This window comes from Streptomyces sp. NPDC090798 (genome assembly GCF_044768965.1).
Taxonomy (GTDB): domain Bacteria; phylum Actinomycetota; class Actinomycetes; order Streptomycetales; family Streptomycetaceae; genus Streptomyces.
The window spans coordinates 350725-373260 of the sequence record NZ_JBIVXA010000004.1 but is presented as its reverse complement, the minus strand read 5'-3'; the positions used below and the strand labels follow the sequence as shown (position 1 = coordinate 373260).

The window sequence follows — 22536 nt, the reverse complement described above, 5'->3', positions numbered from 1 at the left end:
CCTGCCGCCGCTGGACGAGGAGGAAGACACCTTCTCCCCGCCCCCGCCCGCACAAAAGCGGCGCGGAGCCACCCGAGGTCGTTGACCGCGGACGGTCCCACGCGCGAAGCCTCGGCGATTTCGCGAACGAGGTGGTCAGATCGCTACCGTGCCAGTTCCGCAACCGGCCCGCGCCGGCGAGGATCTGGCAGCGCCATCCGTCCTTCTCCCGACTTCGGCCTGTCTCCTGAGACAGGCCGTGCGCTGTCCGGCGAGGGCGATCTGACTCGCGTCGGTCCCGCCGAGGTGGACCAGCGTTGACCGCCGCCAGGCGCAATATGCGCGCGGCCGAGGGGAGGACGCCGTGGAGCCAAGCGATGGCGCTCGACAATCCAGCGGCAGGCCCCGGGGCGTACGCGCGGCTCAACCTCGATGTACGCCCCGGGGCTTCGTCAGCTGGACGAGGCCAGTGGGGCAGTGACGTCCAGTCGGCGCGGACCGGGGTGGTCGCAGGGCGGGGCGGCGAGCTGGGCGCGCAACGGGCACGGGACATCCTCTGGCGCCGAGGGCCCGGGCGCGGGGCCCGTCGCACCGGATTCCCGTGACTGGCCTCGGCCAATGTCACGCCCCCATCGGCCTCGCCTTCAGCACGATTGTTAGCCTTGGTTGTGATCCAATTCCCCGTGCCCGGCCAAGGCCTGCGATGAGTGCCGGCGGTTCCTTCCCGCTCGGTGCGGCGACCACGCTCGCCGAACTCGCCGCGGATCCGCATCCGCGGCTGGCGCGGCTCCGTGCGCACGAGCCCGTTTCCTGGCTGCCCGAGCTGGGCGGCTGGCTGGTGACCCGTCGCGATCTCGCGCTGAACGTGATGCGGGATCCCGCGACCTTCACCGTCGACGACCCCCGGTTCTCCACCGCACAGGTCGTCGGCCCGAGCATGCTGTCCCTGGACGGTGACGAGCACGCCCGCCACCGGGAGCCCTTCACCGCTCCCTTCCGTCCCCGGGAAGCACGCGACGGCTTCGCCTCGTTCATCGAGGGGGAGACCGACCGGCTCATCACCGCGCTGGAACCGGTGGGCGCCGTCGAACTGCGACGCGCCTTCGCCGGCCCGCTGGCCGTCGCCGTCGTGACCGAGGCGCTCGGGCTGGTCGGCACCACCGCTGACACGGTGCTCTCCTGGTACGACTCCATCGTGCGGTCGGTGTCGGACATCACCGCCGGACACGAGGCGGCACCCGCGGGCGCCGAGGCCTACGCGCGGCTACGGGCCGCTGTCGAGGCCACCGTCGCCGACCGGGGCGCGACTTCGCTCCTTGGCTCCGCCGCCGAGCGGCTGGCGCTGCCCGAAGTGGCGTCCAACGCCGCGGTGCTGATGTTCGGTGGGATAGAGACCACCGAGGCGATGATCACCAACGCGCTGCTGCACCTGCTGCGACACCCCGGCCAACTCGCCCTTGTCCGCGATGACGTCGACCTGCTGGACGGTGCGATCGAGGAGTCGCTGCGCCTCGAACCCGGAGCGGCGGTCGTGGACCGGTACGCCACCCGTGACACCGTCCTCGGCCCGGCCACGATCCGCCGGGGTGAACTGGTCACCGTCTCTCTGGCGGGCGCCAACCGCGACCCGGCCGTCTTCCCCGATCCCGATCGGTTCGACGTCCGCCGTGAGAACGCGCGTCTCCAGCTGGCTTTCGCGCACGGCCCGCACTACTGCCTCGCCGCGCACCTCGCCCGGCTGGAGACCCGTATCGCCCTTCAGCGCCTGCTCGAACGCCTCCCCGCCCTGCGCCTCGACCCGGCCCACCCGGCCGCTCCGCACGGGCTGGTCTTCCGCAAGCCGCCCACCCTGCATGTCCTGTGGGACAGCCGCGCCTGCTCAACGTGACAACGGGGCGCGTCGCGGGGATCTCGTGAAGGGCCGCAGAAGCCATCGCCGGGCGGGCACCTCCACGTACTCGTAGAGGAGCCAGGCCAGTGCCAGGGACACCGCGAAGGCGGTGACCGCGCCGATCGGCGACGGTTTGAACAGGTGCTGCCCTGTGCGCAGCACGAGCAGGTGGAGCATGTAGAAGGCGAAGGAGAGTTCACCCAGTCGAACGAGGGCCGGATGCCGCCACAAGCTGGGCAGGCCGCGTACGTCGGCGAGGGCGGCCGCGGGGATCAGACAGGTGAAACCGACCAAGGTGCAGGCGACGCAGGCGTACGATCCGCCGACCTGGGAGACCAGGAAGTAGCCGATGATCGTCAGGGCCACCGACGCCTCCAGGCCGGGACCGCGCCAGCGGCCGAGGAGCACGAGGCGGGCCACGGCGACTCCGAGGACGAACTCCGGCAGCCGGGCCGGGGGAAAGGAATACAGGGTGCGGCCGACACCCATGTGCAGGTCCGCCCGGGTCAGGATGAGCACGGTAAGGACGCTCGCGCCGGCGAGCGCGGTCGCGGTGAGGGCCCCGGCGTACCGCAGCAGCAGGGCGAACGCGGGGAAGGTCGCGTAGAAGAACGCCTCGCACGCGAGGGACCAGCTGACGGGGTCGAGTGTCTGCCACCACGGGTGCCACCAGGAGTGGACGAGAAGCAGATTCGCCGCGCTGCCGGCCGGCTTGCCCATGCCCATGACGAACACCGCGATACAGGCCGTGACCAGGTGGACGGGGTAGAGGCGGGCGAAGCGGCGGCGCCAGAACGCCGTGGGGCGGTCGTCGGACCGGGCGGACCAGGCGAGGACGAAGCCGGAGAGCAGAAAGAAGAAGGAGACCCCGGTGGAGCCCGCCCCGAAGCCCCAGTCGGCGAGGTGACGGGCCTGCCCGTTGAAGTAGCCCAGATTGCGGGTGTGCAGGCAGAAGACGAGAAGGGCTGCCACCCAGCGCAGACCGGTGAGGGAGGGCAGTGGACCGGGATGGGGCACCTCGCGGTGGTGAGTCTTCGATCGGACCGGCGATTCGGACAGCTCCGGCTCGGCGAAGGAAGACTTGCTCACGATGGGACCGCCTGTGTTGGTCAAGGAGAGGTGCTCGCTGGGGGACTGGGGTGTTGAACTGGGCATGTTTGGGGTAGTTGTCGTCGACGCGTGTTCCCCGAGGAGCCGGTAAGTATGCGTGTCGAATTGCCGTTCGATGTGGTGACGGGTGTCGGTCGCTGCAATGCCGTGTCAAGGTGTGAACGCCTGGTCGGACGCTGGGTCACCCTCCATCTGAGGGCAGCCGGGACACCTTCGGGCAACGGGATGGCCGATGGACTGTGACACGCACGGGGACCCGCGTCGCGTACGGAGCGCTGGGGGCGCCGACGGTGCCGCCGGCACCGGAGAGGGCCGGCGCGGTCGCCGTGAGCGCGGCGGTCAGCGCTGCGGTACTCGGGGGCCAGGGCCACTGGACCGGGTGCAGTACGACGGCCACCGCCGCGCACGCATCCATACGCAACGCCACCCTCACTCCGTAGGAACGGCCGAGCGGACCGAGGGCACGGCACGTCCCGGGGTGACGCATCCCGGCCCCGGTCACCAGCACCGCCAAGGAACCGCGGGCCCACGGCGGAGGTAACCGCTCCGACGACGCCGACAGCCCGGCCCGGATACCGGGGGTTGAGGAACATCGGAACGAAAACCGGCGCAAAGCCCTGGTGGTGTTCAGTGGGTTTGACCTGGGCTTCTGTGGCAGCTGAACCTTCGGCATTCGTTGTTGATCGACTGTCTCGGCGACGCGATCGCGCACTTCGGGCGGATACAGCGCTGCCAGGACGGCATGGAGGACCGGATCGGCACCCTGGGACTGGTTTTCAACGCCCTGGTGCTCTTCAACACGAGGTACATGGACGCAGCCGTACAACAACTGCGCGAGGACGGGTTCGACGTCCGCGACGAACTCTCGCGGGTCTCGGTGTTCACCCGTATGCGTGGAAGAACTCGGTGAGGTCGCGCGCGAGGAGCTCGGGTTCTTCGTGGGCGGCGAAGTGTCCGCCACGGGGCACGCGGGTGTATCTCGTGATGTTGTACGTGCGCTCGGCCCAGCTGCGTGGCGGGTGGGAGAGGTCGCCGGGGAACAGGGCGAGGGCCGTGGGCACGTTCACCCGCTCCACCCTCCTCGTCAGCCGCTGGGCGTATTCGTAGTAAAGCCGGAAGGAGGTCGAATGCTGTGGATGAACCAGTAGAGCGGCGCCTGAGTCAGGAGGAAGTCGTCGCTGAACCGGGACGACAGGTCACCACCGCAATCGCTCCACACACGGTACTTCTCGACGATCCAGGCTCCACGCGCGGCGTGCAGCACCACCTGTGCACGCACCTGCGGCCGGTGTTCGGTCTTGTGGCCGTAGGCCATCTTCTTCAGCCGCACGCGTTCGGCGGCACTCGGGGCTGTCGGACAGGGGGTGCGGACGGGCATGGCGGGCGAACCGATCGGCCGAAGTGGATCACTGGTACCCCGCGGCCTGCCCCGCCCGTCTCCGCCCCAGCCCCCGAAATGACCGGAGCAAGAGGCCATTTGGACAGGGAAAACGCAACTTCGACATGGCCCGCAGAGGCAGCTACCTTTACCTGGCCTTCGGCGATCGCCCACGGTCGCACGGGAGTTCCTTCGGGCTGAGCCACCCGCGACGGGATGAGTTGGTCACGCCCCACGAATCCTGACCCCGACGCGTAAGCCATCGAACCGGGTTCACACCAGGCAACACCAACCAGGGAGAGACGCATGCCCCATCTTGCGCTGTACACATTCGGCGTCCTGAAGTCACCTCTCGCCGATCCCGCACCTCTCACGCGCGAGTTCTACGACAGTGGCGAGGCCGTCTACCGGAAGATCAGTCAGCACCCCGGATACCTCGCTCGTGCTGAAGCGGCAGACGGCGACCGGGGCATGCTCTTCGAGGCGGACTGGGGTGCATGGGGAGAGTTCGCCGTACCGACCTGGTACGGCAAGGGCCGTACGGTGGAAACCACCGCCCTGGCCGCGACCCTCTCACTCTGGACCGACCTGCGCCTCGCCTTCGACGCCATCTACACCGGTCCGCACCGTGAGGCGCTGAACAGGCGTTACGACTGGTTCGAGAGGACAGGAAACCCGAATTACGTGTTCTGGTGGGTCTCCGACGGCGTGATACCCACCTGGCAGGACGGGGTTTCCAGGCTGGAACACCTCCACGACCACGGCTCCGCGCCGCACGCCTTCACCTTCCACCACTCGTTCGCCCCGGACGGAACTCCGACCAGGATCGAAGGGGAGTCACACCACGTCAGGCCGTGGAACGGCCGTTGACGCGGTACTCCGCGGAGGGCATCGAGTCCCATTCAGTATTCGCCCCGTCGCGCGTCACCATGAACAACGGACGCGATCGGAGGACCTGCCCGACTAGTTGCCCGCGCATCACGACCCCGGAATCATCCGGTCCTGCGTAGCCCTCGGGCGTGTAGCGAAAGTGCACGTCCATTGCCTCGGCATACGCGATTGCGTCGCTCTCCAGCTCCGACAGGTCTCTCCCGACCAGCGGGAGTCCGTCATACGCGACCTGAGGGCCGTGCACGGCGTCGGCAGCGATGCAGAACAGCCCCACAGCTTGGCTCACATAGGCCGTGACGGCAGGCGGTGAAGGAGCCACACCGCGACGGTGGACTTCGACCTTCCAAGTCGGCGTGAAGATCGCGTGGTCCCGTGCACAATCGCTGACCTTCGTCTGGCCGAGCATCTCAGCCGCCTCGACTACTTCGTCGACGGTCATACCGAACCGGAGCGGTCCGACGCCGACAGTCGGCGAATAGGACCACTCGTCCCGTTCGGCGACTCCGGTCTTGAACGCCATAGTCGCTCCTCCAGAGACACCTCAACATGCGAGCCCACCAGTCTCAACCCCCTATGTGACCGAGGAACACACGACGTCGGCGGCCTACGGGTTTCGGCCGCACCGGATGGCCGGCTCCGCCGCGGAGGCCGACCGTTTCGCCCGCGATTTCACTGGTTTCCGCTTCGACAGGTGTGAGTGCTGCCCGCGGCGTGACCGAGCGGTCGCCCGAACGTCGCGTTCCAGCGTCCGGCGCGACCGCTGAACTCGGTGGCGGTCAGCGGCGGTACGTCGATCCGCCAGAACGCCGACTCCGGTGCTCCGAGCGCCCGAACGGCCGCGGCTCGTACGATTTCCGGCTCCACCACGGCGACGGTCCGGCCCGAGAACAGTGCGGCATCGTCCAGCCACGCCGCGACCCGCTCGCACAACTCGTGCACCGACTCGCCCCCGTGCGGTGCGGCCGTCGGGTCTGCCAGCCAGAGAGCGACGGCGTCCGGGGCGTCGGCGCTGACGTCGGCCAGCGTACGGCCCCGCCAACCACCCACGTCGAGCCCGGCCGGCGCGGTCTCGACAGCCCCGTCGAACCCCAACGCCGACACGGTCTCCCGGCATCGCGGGGTGGGGGAGACGAGTACCCGCTGTGCTGCCGGAAGGGAGTCCGCGGCCGACCGCGCACGCGCGGCGCCGGTCGCGTCGAGCGGGCAACCGTCGTCGAAGCGCGCCTCCCGCAGCGCCGCACTGATCGCGGGTGAGATCATCAGCACTCGGCTCGTCATTCGCCCACTCTCCTGTCCGACCTCCGTGTCCGCCCAGGCCGGTGGGGCTCCGGGCCACCGGGTGTGTCGTGGAGGGCGGCGAGGTGCTCGAGCAGCAGGCCTTCGCGGGTGGACCAGGGGCAGACCTCGACCGCCTTGGCCTCACAGGCCTCCATGAGGGCCTCGGCGACCAGGGCTCCGGCCAGGGACTGCTCGGCGCGGTGTCGGGAGATGCCCGGGAGCTTGGCGCGGCGCGCCGGATTCGCGGCGGCCAGTACCGGGACGCAGGCGCGCAACTGGGGCAGGGCCAGCTTCCGTTGTGAGCGGGGTGCCTTGCCTCGGGCGGCGGCGAGCCGGGCGAGCTGCTCGAAGGTCTTGGAGCAGGCCAGCACGCGGGTGCCCGGCTCCGCCCGCGGCAGGTCGGGGACGGCTTCCAGCTTTCGACGCAGATACCGACGGATCTCGGTGAGACCCTGTTTGGACGGGGCGATGCCGCCGGGCAGCCAGTCCCGGGTGATCCTGCGGGCGCCCAGCGGCAGGGAGTGGACGCTGTGCGGCTGGTCTCCGGTACCCGAGGCGATCTCCACGGTGCCGCCGCCGACGTCGAGGACCAGCAGCCGCCCGGCCGCCGGGCCGACCCACTGGCGGGCGGCCACGTAGGCAAGCCGCGCTTCCTCTTCGCCGTCCAGCACGCTCAGTTGGGTGCCGGTTCTGCGCGCCACGCGCCTGATGACCTCGTCGCGGTTGGGTGCGTCCCGGATGACGGAGGTGGCGAACGCGAACATGTCGGTGCCGCGCAGTCGCGGGTCGGAGGCGATCGCCTGGGCGACGGCACGCTCGACGCTCTCCACCCCGGCGTCGTCGAGTCGTCCCTTGCGGTCGAGCGTCTCGTGCAGTCGCAGCCGCACCTTGTGGGAGAACACCGGTTCCATCACATGGCCCGGCCGCGATCGCACCACCGTGAGCAGAGCGCTGTGGCACCCGACGTCGAGTACACCGGCCTGTCGCATCCCATCGCCTCCCCTGGTCTCGTTTCCTCCATGTCGGAACGGATCGACTGCGTCTCCCCATCGTCCGACGGCCCCGTCACCGACGCGCCGGGACTTCCGGTTCACTGCGTGCACGTTTCCTCACCAACCGTGTACCCTACGTCCCGCTCGAACGAGACGGAGCCACGGTCGACGCGAGCCTGGAGCGAGGACCGACGGCCTCACGCCTCCTGCTGGGCATCGATCTCGCTGATCAGGTTCTCGACACGGGCCTTGATCTCGTCCCGGATGGGGCGCACGGACTCCACACCCTGGCCTGCCGGGTCCTCCACGGCCCAGTCGAGGTACTTCTTGCCGGGGAAGACCGGGCAGGTGTCGCCGCAGCCCATGGTGATCACGTAGTCGGACGCCTGCACGGCCTCGGTGGTGAGAAGCTTCGGCTGCCGCCCGGCGATGTCGACGCCGACCTCCCGCATGGCCTCGACCGCGGCCGGGTTGACCCGCTCGCCCGGGATCGAGCCGGCCGAGCGGACCTCGATCCGGTCGCCCGCGAGATGCGAAAGGAACCCGGCTGCCATCTGTGAACGCCCGGCGTTGTGCACACAGACGAACAGCACGGAGGCGAGCGGAGTGGCAGACATCGGTACTTCTTTCGCGGTCAACGGGTCGTACGGGGGTGAGTACGGGCCCGGAGGGCGTGAACCCTGGTTGGCGCCGGCCGGAACTCGTATCAGCCTCGAGTGATGTGACAGTATCAGTCCATGCTGACGTCAGCCGATGCTGATCTCATGCGGGTCCTGGCCGACCCGCTCAGACTCCGGATCGTGACCCTCCTCGCCCGGGAGACGCTCTGCACCACGCACCTGATCGAGGAGACGGGCGCCAAGCAGACCAACCTCTCCAACCATCTGAAGGTGCTGCGCGAGTCCGGGATCGTGGAGACGGAGCCGTGCGGCCGGTTCGTCTACTACCGGCTCAGGCCCGCGGCCCTCGCCGCCCTCGCCGGTCGATTCGCCGACTTCGCCGAAACCGCGCGCACCACCGCCGAGAACAACACCAAGCGGTCCTGTCCCTGACCTGCCGTCAGTGTTGTTCGCCGGGACGCCGGGCGCTGAACGGACACGGGCTCCTGACCGGACACGGGGTCAGGCCGCCGGGGACGCGCCGGTCAGCGCCTGGGAGTCGACGGCGTCCTCGCCGTACAGGTCCTGCACCCAGTTGGTCTGGTAGACGGTCTCCAGATACCGCTCGCCCAGATCCGGGGCGATGGCCACCGCGGTCAACTCCTGCCCCTCGTGCCGGGCCAGCCACTCCATCGCGCCGCTGACCACCGTGCCGGTGGACCCTCCGAACAGAAACCCGCGCCTGGCCATTCGGTGACAGGCCCGGATGGTGTCGGTCTCCGCCACGCGCACCACGTCGTCCACATAGGACTCGTCCAGCATCGGCGGGCGTCTGCCGGCGCCCAGGCCGGGAATCATCCGCCGACCGGCGTCGCCCCCGAACGTCACGGAACCCACGCTGTCCACGGCCACGACGCGCACCGGGCGGTGCCACTCGCGGAAGTAGCGCGCGCAGCCCATCAGGGTCCCGGTGGTGCCGGCCCCGACGAACAGCACGTCCAGGTCCGGGAACTGCCGGGCGATGGCCGGTGCGGTCCTGCGGTAGTGGGCCATGCCGTTACTGGGGTTGGTGTACTGGTTGAGCCACACATAGCGGTCGTCGGAGGCGCACAGCGCGCGGACGTGGTCGATGCGCGCGCCGAGGAAGCCGCCTACGGGGTCGGGTTCGGTGATGACGTGGACCTGGCCTCCCAGGGCCTCCATCATCAGCCGGGTCGCCAGGTTGCAGCGGGAGTCGGTCACGCACAGGAACTGGTAGCCCTTGGCGGCCGCGATCATGCTCAGGGCCACGCCCAGGTTGCCCGAGGACGACTCGACCAGAACCGAGCCCGGCGTCAGCAGACCGTCGCGTTCGGCGGCCTCGACCATTTCGGTGGCGGCCTTGAGTTTGATCGAACCGGCGAAATTGAAGCCCTCGCACTTGAGGAACAGCGGGTGCCCGGAGATTCCCTCAAGGTCGACGAAGAGGTCGTCCTCGTTGAAGTCCTGGGGGACGGATATGACGGGCATGGTCGTCTCCTTCACTGCGGGGTGGGGATTGACTTCCGGTCTTCCTGCCGCTGATCCGTCCGGGTGCGGCCCGGAGAGGAATTCGGAGCGGTGAGTCTCGAGTCACCGGAACGACACCAGTACGCCCGAATCCGGGCAGCCTTGTCATGCCACCGAAATTCGGGACTTGACACACGCTCCCTTCACGCAAAAGCACCCGTGGCCGGGTGAGGCGGGGCCGTTCAGCGCAATTTCCGGGTGATTTTCACGCGGATTGAACAGGTGCCTGTGGGGCGTGGTCGTAAGCCTGCGCGACGCGCACGGAAAGTACGGGATCACGGGGCGACGACGGGCAAAATGGCCGGACTATCAAGACCGATGCGCTTCGTCAAGCCCCGAAATGCAGGGGCAGGACACGAAGCCCCCGGCCGGGCCTACTGGAGAGGCGCGGACGTCACGAATCCGTCCGTACCGACCGACGCTGAATGAAACGTCATCGAGGAGCTCACGTGCTAGAGAAATCCGTGGAGGTCTTGACGGCCGAACCGGCTGAGATCCCACCCCTTCAGGAGGGCGGGGACGCCGGTTCGGTGACCGACACCGAAAGGCTTCTGGCCGAGGTGCTGGCCGGCGTCGTGCACGTCGAACAGGTACCGGCCGACAGCCACTTCTTCAACGACCTGGGCGCCGATTCCCTGGTGATGGCCCAGTTCTGCGCGCGGGTCAGGAAGCGCGGGGACCTGCCGGCGGTGTCGATGAAGGACATCTACCGGCATCCCACCATCCGGAGCCTGGCCACCGCGCTCGACGAGGCCGCGCCCGCCCCTGCCCCCGTCCCGTCCCCGTCCTCGGAGGCGCCGTCAGCGGCGCGGACACCGACCGACGTACGGACACCGACCGACGTACGGACACCGACCGACGTACGGACACCGACCGACGTCGGGGCATCGGCCGACGTACGGACATCGGCCGAGAGGGCGGCGCGGGCCGAGGCACCGGCGGCGGCTCGTACACGGCGCTACATCGTCTGTGGAGTGCTGCAGTTCCTGATCTTCCTGGGCTATTCCTACCTCGTCGCCCTGGCCGTAGAGGAAGGCCAACAGTGGATCTCCGCGGGATCAGGCCTGTTCGACCTCTACCTGCGCTCCGTCCTGCTCGCCGGCGCGGGCTTCCTCGGCCTGTGCGCCCTCCCGATCGTGGCGAAGTGGACGCTCGTCGGCCGCTGGCGGTCCGGGGAGTTCCCCCTGTGGGGCATCGCCTATCTGCGTTTCTGGGTCGTCAAGACGCTGATCCGCACCAGCCCCGTGCGTCTGTTCGCCGGTTCACCGCTCTACGTGCTCTACCTCAGGGCGCTGGGCGCACGGATCGGCAAGGGCGTCACGATCCTCTCCCACACCATCCCGGTCTGCTCCGACCTGCTCACCGTCGGTGAGGGCACGATCATCCGCAAGGACGTGCTGCTGTCCTGCTACCGCGCTCACGCCGGCGTGATCCAGACCGGCCCGGTCACCCTCGGCAGCAACGTGCTCGTCAGCGAGCACACGGTCCTCGACATCGAGACCTCGATGGGCGACGGCGCCCAGCTGGGCCACGCCTCCTCCCTGCACACCGGCCAGGTGGTGCCCGCCGGCGAACGCCGACACGGCTCTCCTGCGCAGCCGACCGAGGTGGACTACCGGAGGGTCGGTCCCGCCGACTGCCCCACCGCCAAAAGGACCGCGTACGGCGCTGTGCAACTGCTGAGCCTCCTGGCGGTGTACCTGCCGCTGGCGCTGGGCGGCGTGAGTGCCCTGCTCACCGGTCTCCCGCAGCTTCGGACGCTCCTGAACCCGCAGCCGATGGCCGCCCCGGCGTTCTACGTCGACGCCCTGATCGCCTCCGTGGTCGTCCTCTTCGGATCCCTGCTCGCCGGTCTCCTCGTCGTGGGCACCGTGCCGCGTCTCCTGAGCCGGGCCATCAAACCAGGCAAGGTCTATCCGCTGTACGGCTTCCACTACGGCATCCAGCGGGCGATCGCGGTGATGACCAACAGGAAGTCCCTCACCGCGCTCTTCGGCGACAGTTCCGGCATCGTCCACTACCTGCGCTACCTCGGATACGACCTGTCCCGCGTCGAGCAGACCGGGTCGAACTTCGGCACCGAGGTGCAGCACGAGAACCCGTACCTGAGCTCGGTCGGCACCGGCACCATGATCGCCGACGGACTGTCCATCATGAACGCCGACTTCTCCAGCACGTCCTTCCGCGTGTCCCGCACGTCGATCGGGCCGCACAACTTCCTCGGGAACCGCATCGCCTACCCCGCGCAGGGCAGGACCGGCGACAACTGCCTTCTCGCGACGAAGGTCATGGTTCCCATCGACGGACCCGTGCGCGAAGGCGTGGGCCTGCTGGGCTCACCCAGCTTCGAGATCCCGCGCACGGTGATGCGCGACAACCGGTTCAACCATCTCGAGACCGGCGACGAGCTGCGCCGCCGCCTGGCCGCCAAGAACAAGCACAATGCGGTGACCGCCGGCCTGTACCTGCTCGCGCGGCTGATCCACCTCTTCGTGATCACCCTCATCACCATGGGCGCGGTCGATCTCTACCCCTCGCTCGGCGCACCGGCGATCGCACTGGCCAGTGTCCTCACCCTCACGTACACCGTCGTCCACTTCGCGCTCGTCGAGCGGGCCTCCACCGGATTCAAGGCCCAGAAGCCGCTGTACTGCTCGATCTACGAACCCTCCTTCTGGCGCCACGAACGCTTCTGGAAGATGGCCTCGGTCCACTACATCCAGGCATTCGACGGCACCCCGTTCAAGAACGTGATCTGGCGGCTGCTGGGGGCCCGGATCGGCAAGCGGGTCTTCGACGACGGCTGCTTCTTCCCGGAGCGCACCCTCGTCACCATCGGCGACGACAGCACGCTGAACGCGGGGACCGTGGTCCAGTGCCACTCGCAGGAGGACGGCGCCTTCAAGTCCGACCGCAGCGCCCTCGGCAGCGGCTGCACCCTCGGGGTCGGCGCCTTCGTGCACTACGGCGTGACGATCGCAGACGGCGCCGCGCTGGCCCCCGACTCCTTCCTCATGAAGGGCGAGGAGATCCCCTCGCACGCCCAGTGGGGGGGCAACCCGGCCCGGGAGATGCCGGACCACAAAACCCAGGTCGAGGCCGGTCAGGAACACCATGCCACCCAGGCCGCCCCGGCACTCGGCCACTGACACCGCGACACCGCCGGCAAGCAGAGGAAAGACCCGATGACAACGCATATGAGTCCCACCCGGACCGCCCGCGCGTACTGGCGCGGCGTCCTGACAGCCGGCGGCTTCACCCCCGCCCCGCGCTGGACCCCTCAGCCGGTACGCGGCGTGGGAGAGTACGAGACACAGGTCCCCGGCGACACCCTGACCGGGCTGCGCCGACTGGCGGCGGAGCTGGCGGTGCCACTGCCTTCGCTCCTGCTGACCGCGCACGCCAAGGTGCTCGCGGCACTGTCCGGAGAGCGGGAGATCACCACCGGCTACGTCGCCCGGGGCGGCAGCCCGCTCCCGTGCCGGCTCACCACCGCACCCTCCTCCTGGCGCGAGCTGCTGCACCACACCCACCAGGCCGCCACCGAACTGCTGGCACATGCGGACGTCCCGGCCGAGGACATCGAGGCTCTGAAGAGCGAACTGGGCCTGACCGGGCCGTTGTTCGAGACCGTCCTCGACCCCGACGCGATCGAAGGGGACCTCGCCGAGGACACCGCACTGCGAGTGGGCGTCCGTCACCACGACGGGCGGCTCGTACTGCGGCTGCGCTACCGCACCGACGTGCTCGACGCCGAGGGCGCCGCCCGTGTCGCCGGCTACCACCTGACCGCACTCGCGCTGATCACCGCCGACCCCGATGCCGAGCACACGCACCAGAGCCTGCTGTCCGCCGAGGAGTTGCGGTTCCAGCTCGACCAACTGGCCGGACCGGACCGGGAACTGCCCGATGCGCGGATGCACGAGCTGTTCGAACAGCGGGTGCGCAAGCATCCGGACGCCGTCGCCGCCGTGCACGCCGGCCGGCAGTGGACCTACGGGGAGCTCAACGCCCGGGCCAACCGGATCGCCCGTGCCCTCGTAGCCCGTGGGCTCGCCCGCGAAGGCGTCGTCGCGGTGGTGACCGAACGCAACCTGGACTGGCTGGCCGCGGTCATCGCGGTCTTCAAGGCCGGGGGCGTGTACCTGCCCATCGAGCCCCACTTCCCTGCCGCACGCATCGCCGCCACCCTCTCGCGCGCCGCATGCACGCTGGTGCTGACCGAACCCAGCAGCACCACCACCCTCGACCAGGCCCTCGACTCCCTTCCCGGAGCCGAGCGGCTCCTCGTCGACACGGCCTACGCGGAGGACCACCCCGAAGGTGATCTCGGCATCCCGGTCACGCCCGACCAGCTCGCCTACATCTACTTCACTTCCGGCTCCACGGGCGAGCCGAAGGGCGCGATGTGCGAGCACGCGGGCATGCTGAACCACCTCTACGCCAAGATCGACGACCTCCAGGTCGGCGAGGGACACGTGGTCGCCCAGACCGCGCCCCAGTGTTTCGACATCTCCTTGTGGCAGTTGGTCTGCGCGCTGCTGGTCGGCGGACGGACCCTGCTGGTGGAGCAGGAGGTGATCCTGGACGTACCCCGCTTCCTCGACAGCCTCACCGACGGCGAGGTCACCGTCCTCCAGGTCGTGCCCTCCTACCTCGAAGCCGTCCTGACGGAGCTCGAACAGCGCCCCCGTGCGCTGCCCGACCTGCGGTACGTGTCGGTCACCGGCGAGGCGCTGAAGAAGGAGCTCGCCGAGCGCTGGTTCACCGCCCAGCCCCGGATCAAGCTGGTCAACGCCTACGGGCTCACCGAGACCTCCGACGACACCAACCACGAGGTCATGGACCGGGCGCCGGACCGCATCCTGCTCGGGCGCGCGGTCAACAACGTGCGCGTCCACGTCGTCGACGAACACCTCACCCCGGTGCCGCTCGGCGCCCCCGGCCTGATCGCGTTCTCCGGCGTCTGCGTCGGCCGCGGCTACATCAACGACCCCGAACTCACCCGAGCGGCCTACCTGGCCGATCCGCACCGCGGAGGCACACGGCTCTACCTCGGCGGCGACCACGGCCGCTGGCATCCTTCGGGAAAGCTGGAGTTCCTCGGCCGCCGCGACGCCCAGGTCAAGATCCGCGGGTTCCGGATCGAGATCGGCGAGATCGAGAACACCCTGCTCCGTCTCCCCGGCGTCCGCGACGGCGCGGTGGTGACGGTCGAACACGCCGACCGGAGCAAGCACCTGGTCGCGTTCTACTCCGGTCCGAAGCCCCTCGACACCGGGACCCTCACCGACGGGCTGGGCGCCTCACTGCCCGCCTACATGATCCCCGCGGCCTTCCACTGGCGCGAAAGCCTGCCGCTGACCGCCAACAGCAAGATCGACAGGAAGGCACTGGCGGCACTCGCCGAAGAACCCGCCACCACGGACAACGACCACCAGCCGCCGGTCACCCCCACCGAGCAGCGCCTGGCGGCCGCCTGGGCGAAGGTCCTCGGCGTCCCGCAGGACCGGATCGGACGCCGCGACCACTTCTTCGACCGCGGCGGTACCTCCCTCTCGGCGGTGAAGCTCGCCATCGCCCTGGACCGTGCGGTGTCCCTCAAGGACGTCACCGCACATCCGGTCCTCACCGACCTCGCCGCTCTGGTCGACAACGGACCCCAACGCCCCATGACCCCACCACTGACCTCCGTCTGACCGACATCGAAAGGAACAGGACCATGCCGTACGCGACCCCGGCGTCCCTCCTCGAAGTGGATCTGCACCCCGGCAGACCACCGATCCTGCACACCGACACCCCCGACGACGCCCCGGCCCGGGCCGCCGGACACCGGCAGGCACTGCGCACCCTCGCCACCGAACACGGCGCGGTCCTCGTCCGCGGCCTGCAACCGCGCGACGCGGACCACGCCGGCGCCGTCCTCCATGGCCTGGCCCCGGCCCTGATAACCGACATGGAGACCTTCGCCCCCCGCCGGGCCTACACCCCGGGCGTGTACTTCTCCTCGACCTGGCCGCCGAACCAGCCGCTGTGCATGCACCACGAACTCAGCTACACCCTCCGGCCCCCCGGCCTCATGCTGTTCGCCTGCCTGACCGCACCCGCCACCGGCGGAGCCACCGCCGTCGCCCGTCCTCGACGCACTGCCCACCGAGCTGATGCGCCGCTTCGAACAGGAGGGCTGGCTGCTCACCCGCACCTACCACGACGAGATCGGCGCCCCCTACGCCGAGGCCTTCGGCACCGACGACCGGACCGCCGTGGAGGACTACTGCCGCACCAACGCCATCGAATTCGCCTGGCAACCCGACGGGGGCCTGCGTACCCGAGATCCGCGCCGAGCCGCTGCGCCGGGCCGCGTACCCGACCGGCGAGGTGAGCGCCGTATGACCACTGTCCGTTCCATCGCACTGGAGCCCGTCATGTCCCAGCCGCACCTCGTGCCACCGTTCGCAGTGATCTCCGGCGCCCAGGTCCAGCTCGCCCTTCAGGGCCGGGAGAAGCAGATCGTGGACCTCGTCGAGGCCACCTATCACCTGCACGCCGCTGGAGAGTCGGTCAACCCCCCGTCCTACTTCCTGCGCTTCCCCGACCGCCCCTCCGCCCGGATCATCGCGCTGCCCGCCTCGATCGGCGGCCCGGCGCGGGTGGACGGCCTCAAATGGATCTCCAGCTTCCCCGACAACGTCCAGGCCGGCATCCCCAGGGCCTCCGCGGTCCTGATCCTCAACGACCACGACACGGGCTATCCCTTCGCCTGCCTGGAAAGCTCCATCATCAGCGCCACCAGAACCGCCGCGTCCGCGGCCCTGGCCGCCGACCACCTCAGCCGCAACCGGCCGCGCCCCACCCGTATCGGGTTCTTCGGTACGGGCCTGATCGCCCGCTACATCCACACCTTCCTGACCGCCCTGGGCTGGTCCTTCGAGGAGATCGGCGTCCACGACCTGTCCGGCGACAGCGCCGCCGGCTTCCGCGACCACGTCCAACGAAGCGGCACCGCGGGACAGGTCATCGTGCACGAGAGGGCCGAGGCAGTCATCCGCTCCAGCGACCTCGTCGTCTTCGCCACCATCGCGGGGGAGCCGCACGTCAGCGACCCGGCCTGGTTCGACCACAACCCCCTGGTCCTGCATGTGTCCCTGCGTGACCTCGCACCCGAGATCATCCTCGCCTCGGCCAACATCGTCGACGACGTCGACCACTGCCTCAAGGCCGACACGTCCCCGCATCTGGCCGAGCAGCTCACCGGCAACCGCGACTTCCTGCACGGAACACTCGCCGACGTCATGACCGGCCGGGTGACACCGCCCACCGACCGCCCCCTGGTGTTCTCACCCTTCGGGCTCGGAGTGCTCGACCTCGCCGTCGGCAAATACGTCTATGACGAGACGGCCCGCTCCGGGCACCTTCACGTCATCGAGGACTTCTTCCACGACCTGCGCCGACACGGCTGACCAGCAGGCGGATGTCATTTCACATGGAGCGAGACACGCATTCTCGCCAACAAGAGGTGCGCTCTCACGCGCCGACGATATCGGCCCATCGAGTGATCCCGCCGGAGTGCACACGTATGCCGTGCCGAGTCGCCAGCGCGTGGACGATCTCCTGGCCGCGGCCGTGCTCGTCCGGATCGATTCCCGGGGGCGACTGTCCGGCTGGAAGCGCGGATCCCGCGTCGGTGACTTCGACGCGCAGAGTGCTGAGCCCCTCGGCCCGTACCCAGGACAACCGCAGCTCCGCCGGGGGCAGGGCGTGGACGATCGCGTTGGTCAGCAGCTCCGATACCACCAGAAGGCAGTCCTCGGCGATCTCGCAGGACACGTTCCAGTCGGCGAGGACCGCCTTCACGCGCCGACGTGTGGCCGAGACGACCTCGGCGACGTGAGGCAGCGGACCGACGTGTTCGACTGCCTCCCGAAGCATCGTATTGAGCTGTGCCGCCATGTCTTCTCCTCCGGTGAGCGCTGTCGGCCGGTTGCCGAGCCTCAGCGCGCGTTGCCGGGCCTCAGTGAACGGTAGGAAGCGAAGTGGGGCCGGTCAATGAACGGCGGTCGCCATTACCGAACGCTCACCTTCACCCGGTGGTGAACCGGCGGCCTGCACGTAAAGCGAACCCTCCGTGGCGGTACTAGGCTCGCCTCATGGCCGGCCCAGTCCAGTCGATCGAACGGGCGGCGGCGATCTTGCGCCTGCTCGCTGGTGGGCCCCGTCGACTAGGGCTCGGCGAGGTGGCGGCCTCGCTCGGGCTGGCGAAGGGCACGGCGCACGGCATCCTGCGCACCCTCCAGCACGTGGATTTCGTGGAGCAGGACGCGTCGACCGGAAAGTACCAGCTCGGTGCGGCGCTGCTGCACCTCGGCACCAGCTACCTCGACATCAACGAGCTGCGGTCGCGCTCCATCAACTGGGCGGACGCCCTGGCCGCCCGTAGCGGGGAAGCGGTCCGCCTGGGCACCCCCTTCGAGGGTCAGGTCCTCGTGATCCACCACGTGTTCCGGCCGGACGACACCCTCCAGACCCTGGACGTGGGTTCGCTGCTGCCGCTGCACGCCTCCTCGCTGGGCAAGGTGCTGCTGGCGTACGGGACCGCGTCCCTCGAGTCGGCTTCGGAAGCCGGGCTGGAGGCCTACACCCGGCACACCCTGGTCGTCCCGGAAAAACTCACCCGGGCGCTCGCCGAGGTCCGGGAAGTCGGCTGGGCCGCGGAGATCCAGGAGATGAGCATGGGGGAAGCCGCTATCGCCTCGCCGATCCGGGGGCACGGCGGCCTCGTGGTGGGCGCCGTCGGCCTCTCCGGCCCGGTCGAGAGGATCTGCGACAGCCACGGCCGGCCCCGGCCGAACCTGATCACCCTGCTCCGCGAGGCCGCACGGGCGATCTCCAGGGATCTGGGAGCAGCACGCCAGTAGGACCCCGCCTCCTCGACACATCGGAAGGCAGACCCGATCATGGTTGAACGGTATGTGATGTCCATCGATCAGGGCACCAATTCCACCCGATGCATTCTGTTCGACCACCACGGGCGGCTGGTGTCGGTCGCCCAGCGGGAGCATCAGCAGCACTTCCCCAAGCCCGGCTGGGTCGAGCACGACGCCGTCGAGATCTGGCGCAATCTGCGGCGCATCATGCCCGAGGCGCTCTCCGACGCCGGTGTCGGCGCGGGAGAGGTCGCCGCCATCGGTATCGCCAATCAGCGCGAGACGACCGTGCTGTGGGACCGGCGGACGGGTGTCCCGCTGGGCAGGGCGATCGTGTGGCAGGACACGCGTACGGCACCGCTCGTCGAGGACCTGAGAAAACAGCCCGGGGACGAATTCTTTCTCGAGCGTTGTGGTCTGCCCCCCTCGACCTACTTCTCGGCACCGCGGATCCGCTGGCTGTTCGACCATGTGAACGGGCTGGATCGGCGCGCCCAGGACGGCGAGGTGCTGTTCGGCACGATGGAGAGCTGGCTGATCTGGAACCTCACCGGGGGCGCGGATGGTGGCCTGCACATCACCGACGCCACCAACGCCAGTCGCACCATGCTGATGAACATCAGGGCGCTCACCTGGGACGAGGAGCTTCTGGAGTTCTTCGGGGTTCCCCGCCCCATGCTGCCCGAGATCCGGTCCTCGGCCGAGGGCTACGGGGATGCCCGCTCGGTCCTCCCGGGTGTCCGCATCACGGCAGCCCTCGGTGATCAGCAGGCAGCCCTGTTCGGCCAGACCTGCTTCACACCGGGTGAGGCGAAGTGCACGTACGGAACGGGCAGTTTTCTGCTGCTCAACACCGGTACCGATCTTGTGCGGTCCCGGCACGGACTCCTCACGACCGTCGCCTACAAGATCGGGGACCAGCCCCCGGTCTATGCCCTGGAAGGATCCATAGCCGTCACCGGCTCGCTGGTCCAGTGGTTCCGTGACCGTCTGGGACTGATCAACAGCGCACCGGAGATCGAGACGCTCGCGAGGACCGTCGAGGACAACGGCGGTTGCTACATCGTCCCCGCGTTCTCGGGTCTCTTCGCACCCCACTGGCGCAGCGACGCACGCGGTGTCATCGTCGGTCTCACCTCCTACATCACCAAGGGACACCTGGCCCGAGCCGTCCTGGAGGCCACCGGCTGGCAGACGCGCGAGGTCGTCGACGCCATGAACGCCGACTTCTCGGTCGCGCTGAAGGAGCTCAAGGTGGACGGCGGCATGACAGCGGACAACCTGCTCATGCAGTTCGTGGCCGATGTGCTCGACGTGCCCGTGGTGCGGCCCATGGTCGCCGAGACGGTCTCCCTCGGCGCCGCCTACGCCGCGGGGCTCGCCGCCGGCTACTGGCCGGACCTGGAGGTGCTCCGCCGTAACTGGCACCGGGCCGCCCGATGGCTGCCGGACATGGACCCCGAGCGGCGGGACCTGGAATACGGCAACTGGCAGCGCGCCGTCGAGCGGTCGCTGGGGTGGATCGAACCGCCGAGGTCCACGTGATTGCGGGCGACGTCCGCCCGCGCGCTTCGCGGTTCGAGTGCCTGTGGGTGGCCGGGAACGCCGGACACCGCGCCGCCCGTACCCGCTGGGTGCGGGTACGGGCGGCGCGGTGTGTGCGGCGCGGGGGTGAGTTATACGGAGCTGCGCCGGATGCGGAGCAGGACCACCAGGCCCGCGATCACGAGAACCCCTCCGCCCGCGGCGGGCCAGAGGTTCGTGCCGGTGTCGGCCAGATCGCCGGTGACCGCTTGGGGCTCGGTCTGCGACTGCGACTGGGAACCTGCCTGTGACGTGTCCTGCGCTGTCGGCTGCGCGGATGGAGCGTCCGCGCCCGTGGCCGGCGTCTGGGCGGGGTGCGTCGTTTCGCTGCCGTGGTGCTCGTGCGCGCCGCCCTGCGGTGCGGCGGCCGTGTGGCTCGCCGCGGCCGAGGGTGACGTGTCCGCCTTGACGACGCCGCTGTGGCCGGTGGCCTGGCCGCCGCGCGTCGGTTCGGTGGTTTCCGGCGTGCCGGCGGCCGGGGGCTGCGTGGTCTGCGTATCCGTGGGGGTGGCGGAGGCCGTCGCGTCGTTGCCGCCGGACGAGGGGTCAGGACTCAGGGTCGGCTGGTCCGGTGTCGGCTCGCCCTGTGACGGCTCACTCGTACCGGTACCGCCGCCGTTGCCGCCGCCGCCGTTGCCGTCTCCAGCACCGTCGCCGCACTGCCGCCCGGCGTTGATGCAGTCCACCATCTCCCGCATGAGGGAGGCGTCGAAGACGTTGATGAAGTCGTCGTGGTCGGTGATCGCCTTGTGCACCTGCTCCGGGAATCCGTCCACGGCGTACGGGTTCTTCACCTGGCCGTTGTCGAGGGTCGGTGCCGGAACGTCGTAGAGCAGGCGCATCGTCAGCTGCGGGATCGCCTTGAAGCCGCCCGCGCAGTTGCCGTTGGCGTCGGCGAAGGCGACGTGCGTGCGGTGGTTGGCGCTGTCGATGTTCTGACCGTCCCAGCAGCTCTGGAAGGCGAACGACCGCACCACGCTGCTGCCCTGGGGACAGATCGGGTACTTGTCCGTCAGCTGCACCTTGTCCTCGAAGCCGGTGCAGCTCCAGTGGGCGTTGGCGTTGGCGGGGCCGTTGGTGAACGCCTTCGCGTCGCCCGTGATGATGCGCAGGAACGTCGGCATCTCGACGACCTTGCTCTGCGGGTTGCCGATGAACTCGATCTGCGCCTGCTTGGCCTGCAGGACCTTCCCGACGTTGCCCTCCAGGCCGCCACCGTTCCTGTCGGCGTCGAACTCCTGCGTACCGTCCTGCACCCGGAGCACCGGCCAGTAGTACGTGGACTTGTCGCCCTGGTTCTGGCACGTGGTCTCGGCTTTGGCGAGATCGTCGTTCGTGGCGAACGCGTCGTTCGACTGGTTGCCGACGTAGTCGTGCAGGTGGTGGGCGCCGTTGGTGACACCGGGGGCGACGATCACGTTGTCGGTGTTGAACTTCTTGTTGGCGTTCACACCGCACGAGCTGATGAACGTGCCGGTCGAGGCGTTCCCGCCGCTGCCCGGCTTCTGCGGCACGTTCGGCTGGACCTTCGTGATGTCCACGAAGTCCGCCGCGACGGGGCCGCTGACGGCGCTCGCGCCGCCGCCCTGCTGGCCGCCGCCCTGTTGCCCGCCGTTCTGGCCGCCGTTGTTGTTCTGCTGCTCGCCGTTGCCGTTCTGGCCACCGGCGTTGTTCTGGGTCTGGTCCGCGGGGACCGCGGTGCAGGTGGCCAGAGCGTCGAGCGAGTTGGGGGCTTCGGCGCCCGCGTCCTTGAAGTCGGTCTTGATGCGGTCGATGACCGCTCCCCGCTTCTCCTTCAGCGGACCGAGGATCGCGTTCTGGACGGAGTTCGCGTCCTGTGCCTGGGCCTGCTGCCCCGAGGTCATTCGCGCGTACGCCTCGGAGACCTGCTGGTCGAGAAGGGCGAGTTCCTTGTCGACGTCCGCCCTCGCCTGCTGTGGCACCTCGGCGAGTTTGCCGCCCACGTCCGGACAGTCGATCGTTGCGGCTCCCGATGCCCAGGTCTGGTTGCTCGGGTTCGCCTGGCCGGGCGCGCCGGCCGAGCCGCTCTCGGTCGCGGAAGCGTAGACATTGACCGCTACCAGCCCTCCTCCGCCCAATATCAGTGCGGCTGCGGCAAAGGTTGCACGCTGTGCCCCCATGGGGCGTCTGCGCGTGTTGCGTCTCACGTGTGTACTCCTACGTCCCGTGGCAGGCCAGGCATGGAAATCCCTCATGCCATACGCAGGCGACCCCGGCAGCGTTCAAACGCTGCACGAATTCACAGCAGCCTCGTAGGTCATCGCCAAACCTGCCACGCTTTTCGGGCAGGTCACGGTGGATCGCTTCCGGCCGAGTGCGGGGCGGGTGAGCCCTGATTCCG

19 protein-coding genes and 1 pseudogene are annotated in these 22536 nt (G+C 69.2%); 10 read left to right on the top strand and 10 right to left on the bottom strand.

The window, feature by feature from the left end; translation table 11 throughout:
• The first annotated feature begins 682 nt into the window (after window positions 1-682).
• Window positions 683-1867 (top strand): cytochrome P450, encoded by a 1185-nt coding sequence (locus tag ACIQTP_RS11835; protein ID WP_403398806.1) that lies wholly within the window; start codon window positions 683-685, stop codon window positions 1865-1867.
• Here ACIQTP_RS11835 and ACIQTP_RS11830 read toward each other — a convergent pair.
• Entirely contained in the window at window positions 1859-2929 is a 1071-nt protein-coding gene (locus tag ACIQTP_RS11830) for an acyltransferase family protein (protein ID WP_403399112.1), read from the bottom strand. The two genes, ACIQTP_RS11835 and ACIQTP_RS11830, sit on opposite strands and share 9 nt — an antisense overlap.
• A gap of 775 nt (window positions 2930-3704) precedes the next feature.
• Between ACIQTP_RS11830 and ACIQTP_RS11825 the strand changes: the two are divergent.
• Window positions 3705-3869 (top strand): annotated as a pseudogene (locus ACIQTP_RS11825) (Tn3 family transposase); the annotation flags it as partial.
• On the opposite strand, the gene ACIQTP_RS11820 reads toward ACIQTP_RS11825, so the two are convergent.
• Together ACIQTP_RS11820 and ACIQTP_RS11815 are read right to left on the bottom strand one after the other, a co-directional pair.
• Entirely contained in the window at window positions 3862-4047 is a 186-nt protein-coding gene (locus ACIQTP_RS11820; protein WP_403398805.1) for a hypothetical protein, read from the bottom strand. The pseudogene ACIQTP_RS11825 and the gene ACIQTP_RS11820 sit on opposite strands and share 8 nt — an antisense overlap.
• Window positions 4048-4064: 17 nt before the next feature.
• A complete protein-coding gene (locus tag ACIQTP_RS11815) occupies window positions 4065-4310 on the bottom strand; it encodes a hypothetical protein (protein WP_403398804.1) in 246 nt (81 codons plus the stop codon).
• Between the two features lie 354 nt (window positions 4311-4664).
• Between ACIQTP_RS11815 and ACIQTP_RS11810 the strand changes: the two genes are divergently transcribed.
• Window positions 4665-5228 carry a DUF3291 domain-containing protein gene (locus tag ACIQTP_RS11810; protein WP_403398802.1) on the top strand — a complete coding sequence of 188 codons (564 nt, stop codon included), beginning with the start codon at window positions 4665-4667 and terminating at the stop codon, window positions 5226-5228.
• On the opposite strand, the gene ACIQTP_RS11805 is transcribed toward ACIQTP_RS11810, so the two are convergent.
• From ACIQTP_RS11805 to ACIQTP_RS11790, 4 genes are all read right to left on the bottom strand, one after another.
• Window positions 5206-5769, bottom strand: coding sequence for a hypothetical protein (locus ACIQTP_RS11805; RefSeq protein WP_403398800.1), 564 nt, complete (start codon window positions 5767-5769; stop codon window positions 5206-5208). The two genes, ACIQTP_RS11810 and ACIQTP_RS11805, sit on opposite strands and share 23 nt — an antisense overlap.
• A 149-nt stretch (window positions 5770-5918) precedes the next feature.
• Window positions 5919-6527, bottom strand: a complete 609-nt coding sequence (locus tag ACIQTP_RS11800; protein WP_403398798.1) for a histidine phosphatase family protein — start codon at window positions 6525-6527, stop codon at window positions 5919-5921.
• Complete coding sequence (locus ACIQTP_RS11795) at window positions 6524-7516, bottom strand: Ppx/GppA phosphatase family protein (RefSeq protein ID WP_403398795.1); 993 nt, start codon at window positions 7514-7516, stop codon at window positions 6524-6526. Before ACIQTP_RS11795 ends, ACIQTP_RS11800 begins: the two co-directional genes overlap by 4 nt.
• 200 nt (window positions 7517-7716) lie before the next feature.
• A complete protein-coding gene (locus ACIQTP_RS11790) occupies window positions 7717-8136 on the bottom strand; it encodes an arsenate reductase ArsC (RefSeq protein ID WP_403398794.1) in 420 nt (139 codons plus the stop codon).
• A 120-nt stretch (window positions 8137-8256) separates the two neighbouring features.
• Between ACIQTP_RS11790 and ACIQTP_RS11785 the strand changes: the two genes are divergently transcribed.
• A complete protein-coding gene (locus ACIQTP_RS11785) occupies window positions 8257-8571 on the top strand; it encodes an ArsR/SmtB family transcription factor (protein WP_403398791.1) in 315 nt (104 codons plus the stop codon).
• 69 nt (window positions 8572-8640) lie between these two features.
• Here the strand turns inward: ACIQTP_RS11785 and sbnA are convergent, their stop codons facing one another.
• Entirely contained in the window at window positions 8641-9627 is a 987-nt protein-coding gene (sbnA, locus tag ACIQTP_RS11780; protein ID WP_403398789.1) for a 2,3-diaminopropionate biosynthesis protein SbnA, read from the bottom strand.
• A 464-nt stretch (window positions 9628-10091) separates the two neighbouring features.
• Between sbnA and ACIQTP_RS11775 the strand changes: the two genes are divergently transcribed.
• The 4 genes from ACIQTP_RS11775 to sbnB are packed head-to-tail and all read left to right on the top strand — an operon-like array spanning window position 10092 to window position 17126.
• Window positions 10092-12815 (top strand): Pls/PosA family non-ribosomal peptide synthetase, encoded by a 2724-nt coding sequence (locus ACIQTP_RS11775; RefSeq protein WP_403398787.1) that lies wholly within the window; start codon window positions 10092-10094, stop codon window positions 12813-12815.
• A 48-nt stretch (window positions 12816-12863) separates the two neighbouring features.
• On the top strand, window positions 12864-15365 hold the full coding sequence (locus ACIQTP_RS11770) for an amino acid adenylation domain-containing protein (protein ID WP_403398785.1): 2502 nt from the start codon (window positions 12864-12866) through the stop codon (window positions 15363-15365).
• Between the two features lie 23 nt (window positions 15366-15388).
• Window positions 15389-16048: a TauD/TfdA family dioxygenase gene (locus ACIQTP_RS11765; RefSeq protein ID WP_403398783.1), complete on the top strand. Its 660-nt coding sequence runs from the start codon at window positions 15389-15391 to the stop codon at window positions 16046-16048.
• A gap of 43 nt (window positions 16049-16091) precedes the next feature.
• Entirely contained in the window at window positions 16092-17126 is a 1035-nt protein-coding gene (gene sbnB / locus ACIQTP_RS11760; RefSeq protein ID WP_403399110.1) for a 2,3-diaminopropionate biosynthesis protein SbnB, read from the top strand.
• Window positions 17127-17190: 64 nt separating this feature from the next.
• Here sbnB and ACIQTP_RS11755 read toward each other — a convergent pair whose 3' ends face one another.
• Window positions 17191-17616, bottom strand: a complete 426-nt coding sequence (locus ACIQTP_RS11755; RefSeq protein WP_403398781.1) for an ATP-binding protein — start codon at window positions 17614-17616, stop codon at window positions 17191-17193.
• 197 nt (window positions 17617-17813) lie between these two features.
• Here ACIQTP_RS11755 and ACIQTP_RS11750 point away from each other — a divergent pair, with 197 nt between their 5' ends.
• Both ACIQTP_RS11750 and glpK read left to right on the top strand, forming a co-directional pair.
• Window positions 17814-18581, top strand: coding sequence for an IclR family transcriptional regulator (locus ACIQTP_RS11750; RefSeq protein WP_403398779.1), 768 nt, complete (start codon window positions 17814-17816; stop codon window positions 18579-18581).
• A 39-nt stretch (window positions 18582-18620) separates the two neighbouring features.
• Window positions 18621-20135 carry a glycerol kinase GlpK gene (glpK, locus tag ACIQTP_RS11745; RefSeq protein ID WP_403398776.1) on the top strand — a complete coding sequence of 505 codons (1515 nt, stop codon included), beginning with the start codon at window positions 18621-18623 and terminating at the stop codon, window positions 20133-20135.
• Between the two features lie 131 nt (window positions 20136-20266).
• Here glpK and ACIQTP_RS11740 read toward each other — a convergent pair whose 3' ends face one another.
• Complete coding sequence (locus ACIQTP_RS11740) at window positions 20267-22342, bottom strand: DUF1996 domain-containing protein (RefSeq protein WP_403398774.1); 2076 nt, start codon at window positions 22340-22342, stop codon at window positions 20267-20269.
• Between the last annotated feature and the right edge of the window lie 194 nt (window positions 22343-22536).

Excerpts from the sequence above, each read along its gene's own strand:
- ACIQTP_RS11835 (WP_403398806.1), top strand. The coding sequence starts at position 683 with ATGAGTGCCGGCGGTTCCTTCCCGCTCGGTGCGGCGACCACGCTCGCC.
- ACIQTP_RS11810 (WP_403398802.1), top strand. The coding sequence starts at position 4,665 with ATGCCCCATCTTGCGCTGTACACATTCGGCGTCCTGAAGTCACCTCTC.
- ACIQTP_RS11805 (WP_403398800.1), bottom strand. The coding sequence starts at position 5,769 with ATGGCGTTCAAGACCGGAGTCGCCGAACGGGACGAGTGGTCCTATTCG.
- ACIQTP_RS11800 (WP_403398798.1), bottom strand. The coding sequence starts at position 6,527 with ATGACGAGCCGAGTGCTGATGATCTCACCCGCGATCAGTGCGGCGCTG.
- ACIQTP_RS11795 (WP_403398795.1), bottom strand. The coding sequence starts at position 7,516 with ATGCGACAGGCCGGTGTACTCGACGTCGGGTGCCACAGCGCTCTGCTC.
- ACIQTP_RS11790 (WP_403398794.1), bottom strand. The coding sequence starts at position 8,136 with ATGTCTGCCACTCCGCTCGCCTCCGTGCTGTTCGTCTGTGTGCACAAC.
- ACIQTP_RS11785 (WP_403398791.1), top strand. The coding sequence starts at position 8,257 with ATGCTGACGTCAGCCGATGCTGATCTCATGCGGGTCCTGGCCGACCCG.
- sbnA (WP_403398789.1), bottom strand. The coding sequence starts at position 9,627 with ATGCCCGTCATATCCGTCCCCCAGGACTTCAACGAGGACGACCTCTTC.
- ACIQTP_RS11775 (WP_403398787.1), top strand. The coding sequence starts at position 10,092 with ATGAAACGTCATCGAGGAGCTCACGTGCTAGAGAAATCCGTGGAGGTC.
- ACIQTP_RS11770 (WP_403398785.1), top strand. The coding sequence starts at position 12,864 with ATGAGTCCCACCCGGACCGCCCGCGCGTACTGGCGCGGCGTCCTGACA.
- ACIQTP_RS11765 (WP_403398783.1), top strand. The coding sequence starts at position 15,389 with ATGCCGTACGCGACCCCGGCGTCCCTCCTCGAAGTGGATCTGCACCCC.
- sbnB (WP_403399110.1), top strand. The coding sequence starts at position 16,092 with ATGTCCCAGCCGCACCTCGTGCCACCGTTCGCAGTGATCTCCGGCGCC.
- ACIQTP_RS11755 (WP_403398781.1), bottom strand. The coding sequence starts at position 17,616 with ATGGCGGCACAGCTCAATACGATGCTTCGGGAGGCAGTCGAACACGTC.
- ACIQTP_RS11750 (WP_403398779.1), top strand. The coding sequence starts at position 17,814 with ATGGCCGGCCCAGTCCAGTCGATCGAACGGGCGGCGGCGATCTTGCGC.
- glpK (WP_403398776.1), top strand. The coding sequence starts at position 18,621 with ATGGTTGAACGGTATGTGATGTCCATCGATCAGGGCACCAATTCCACC.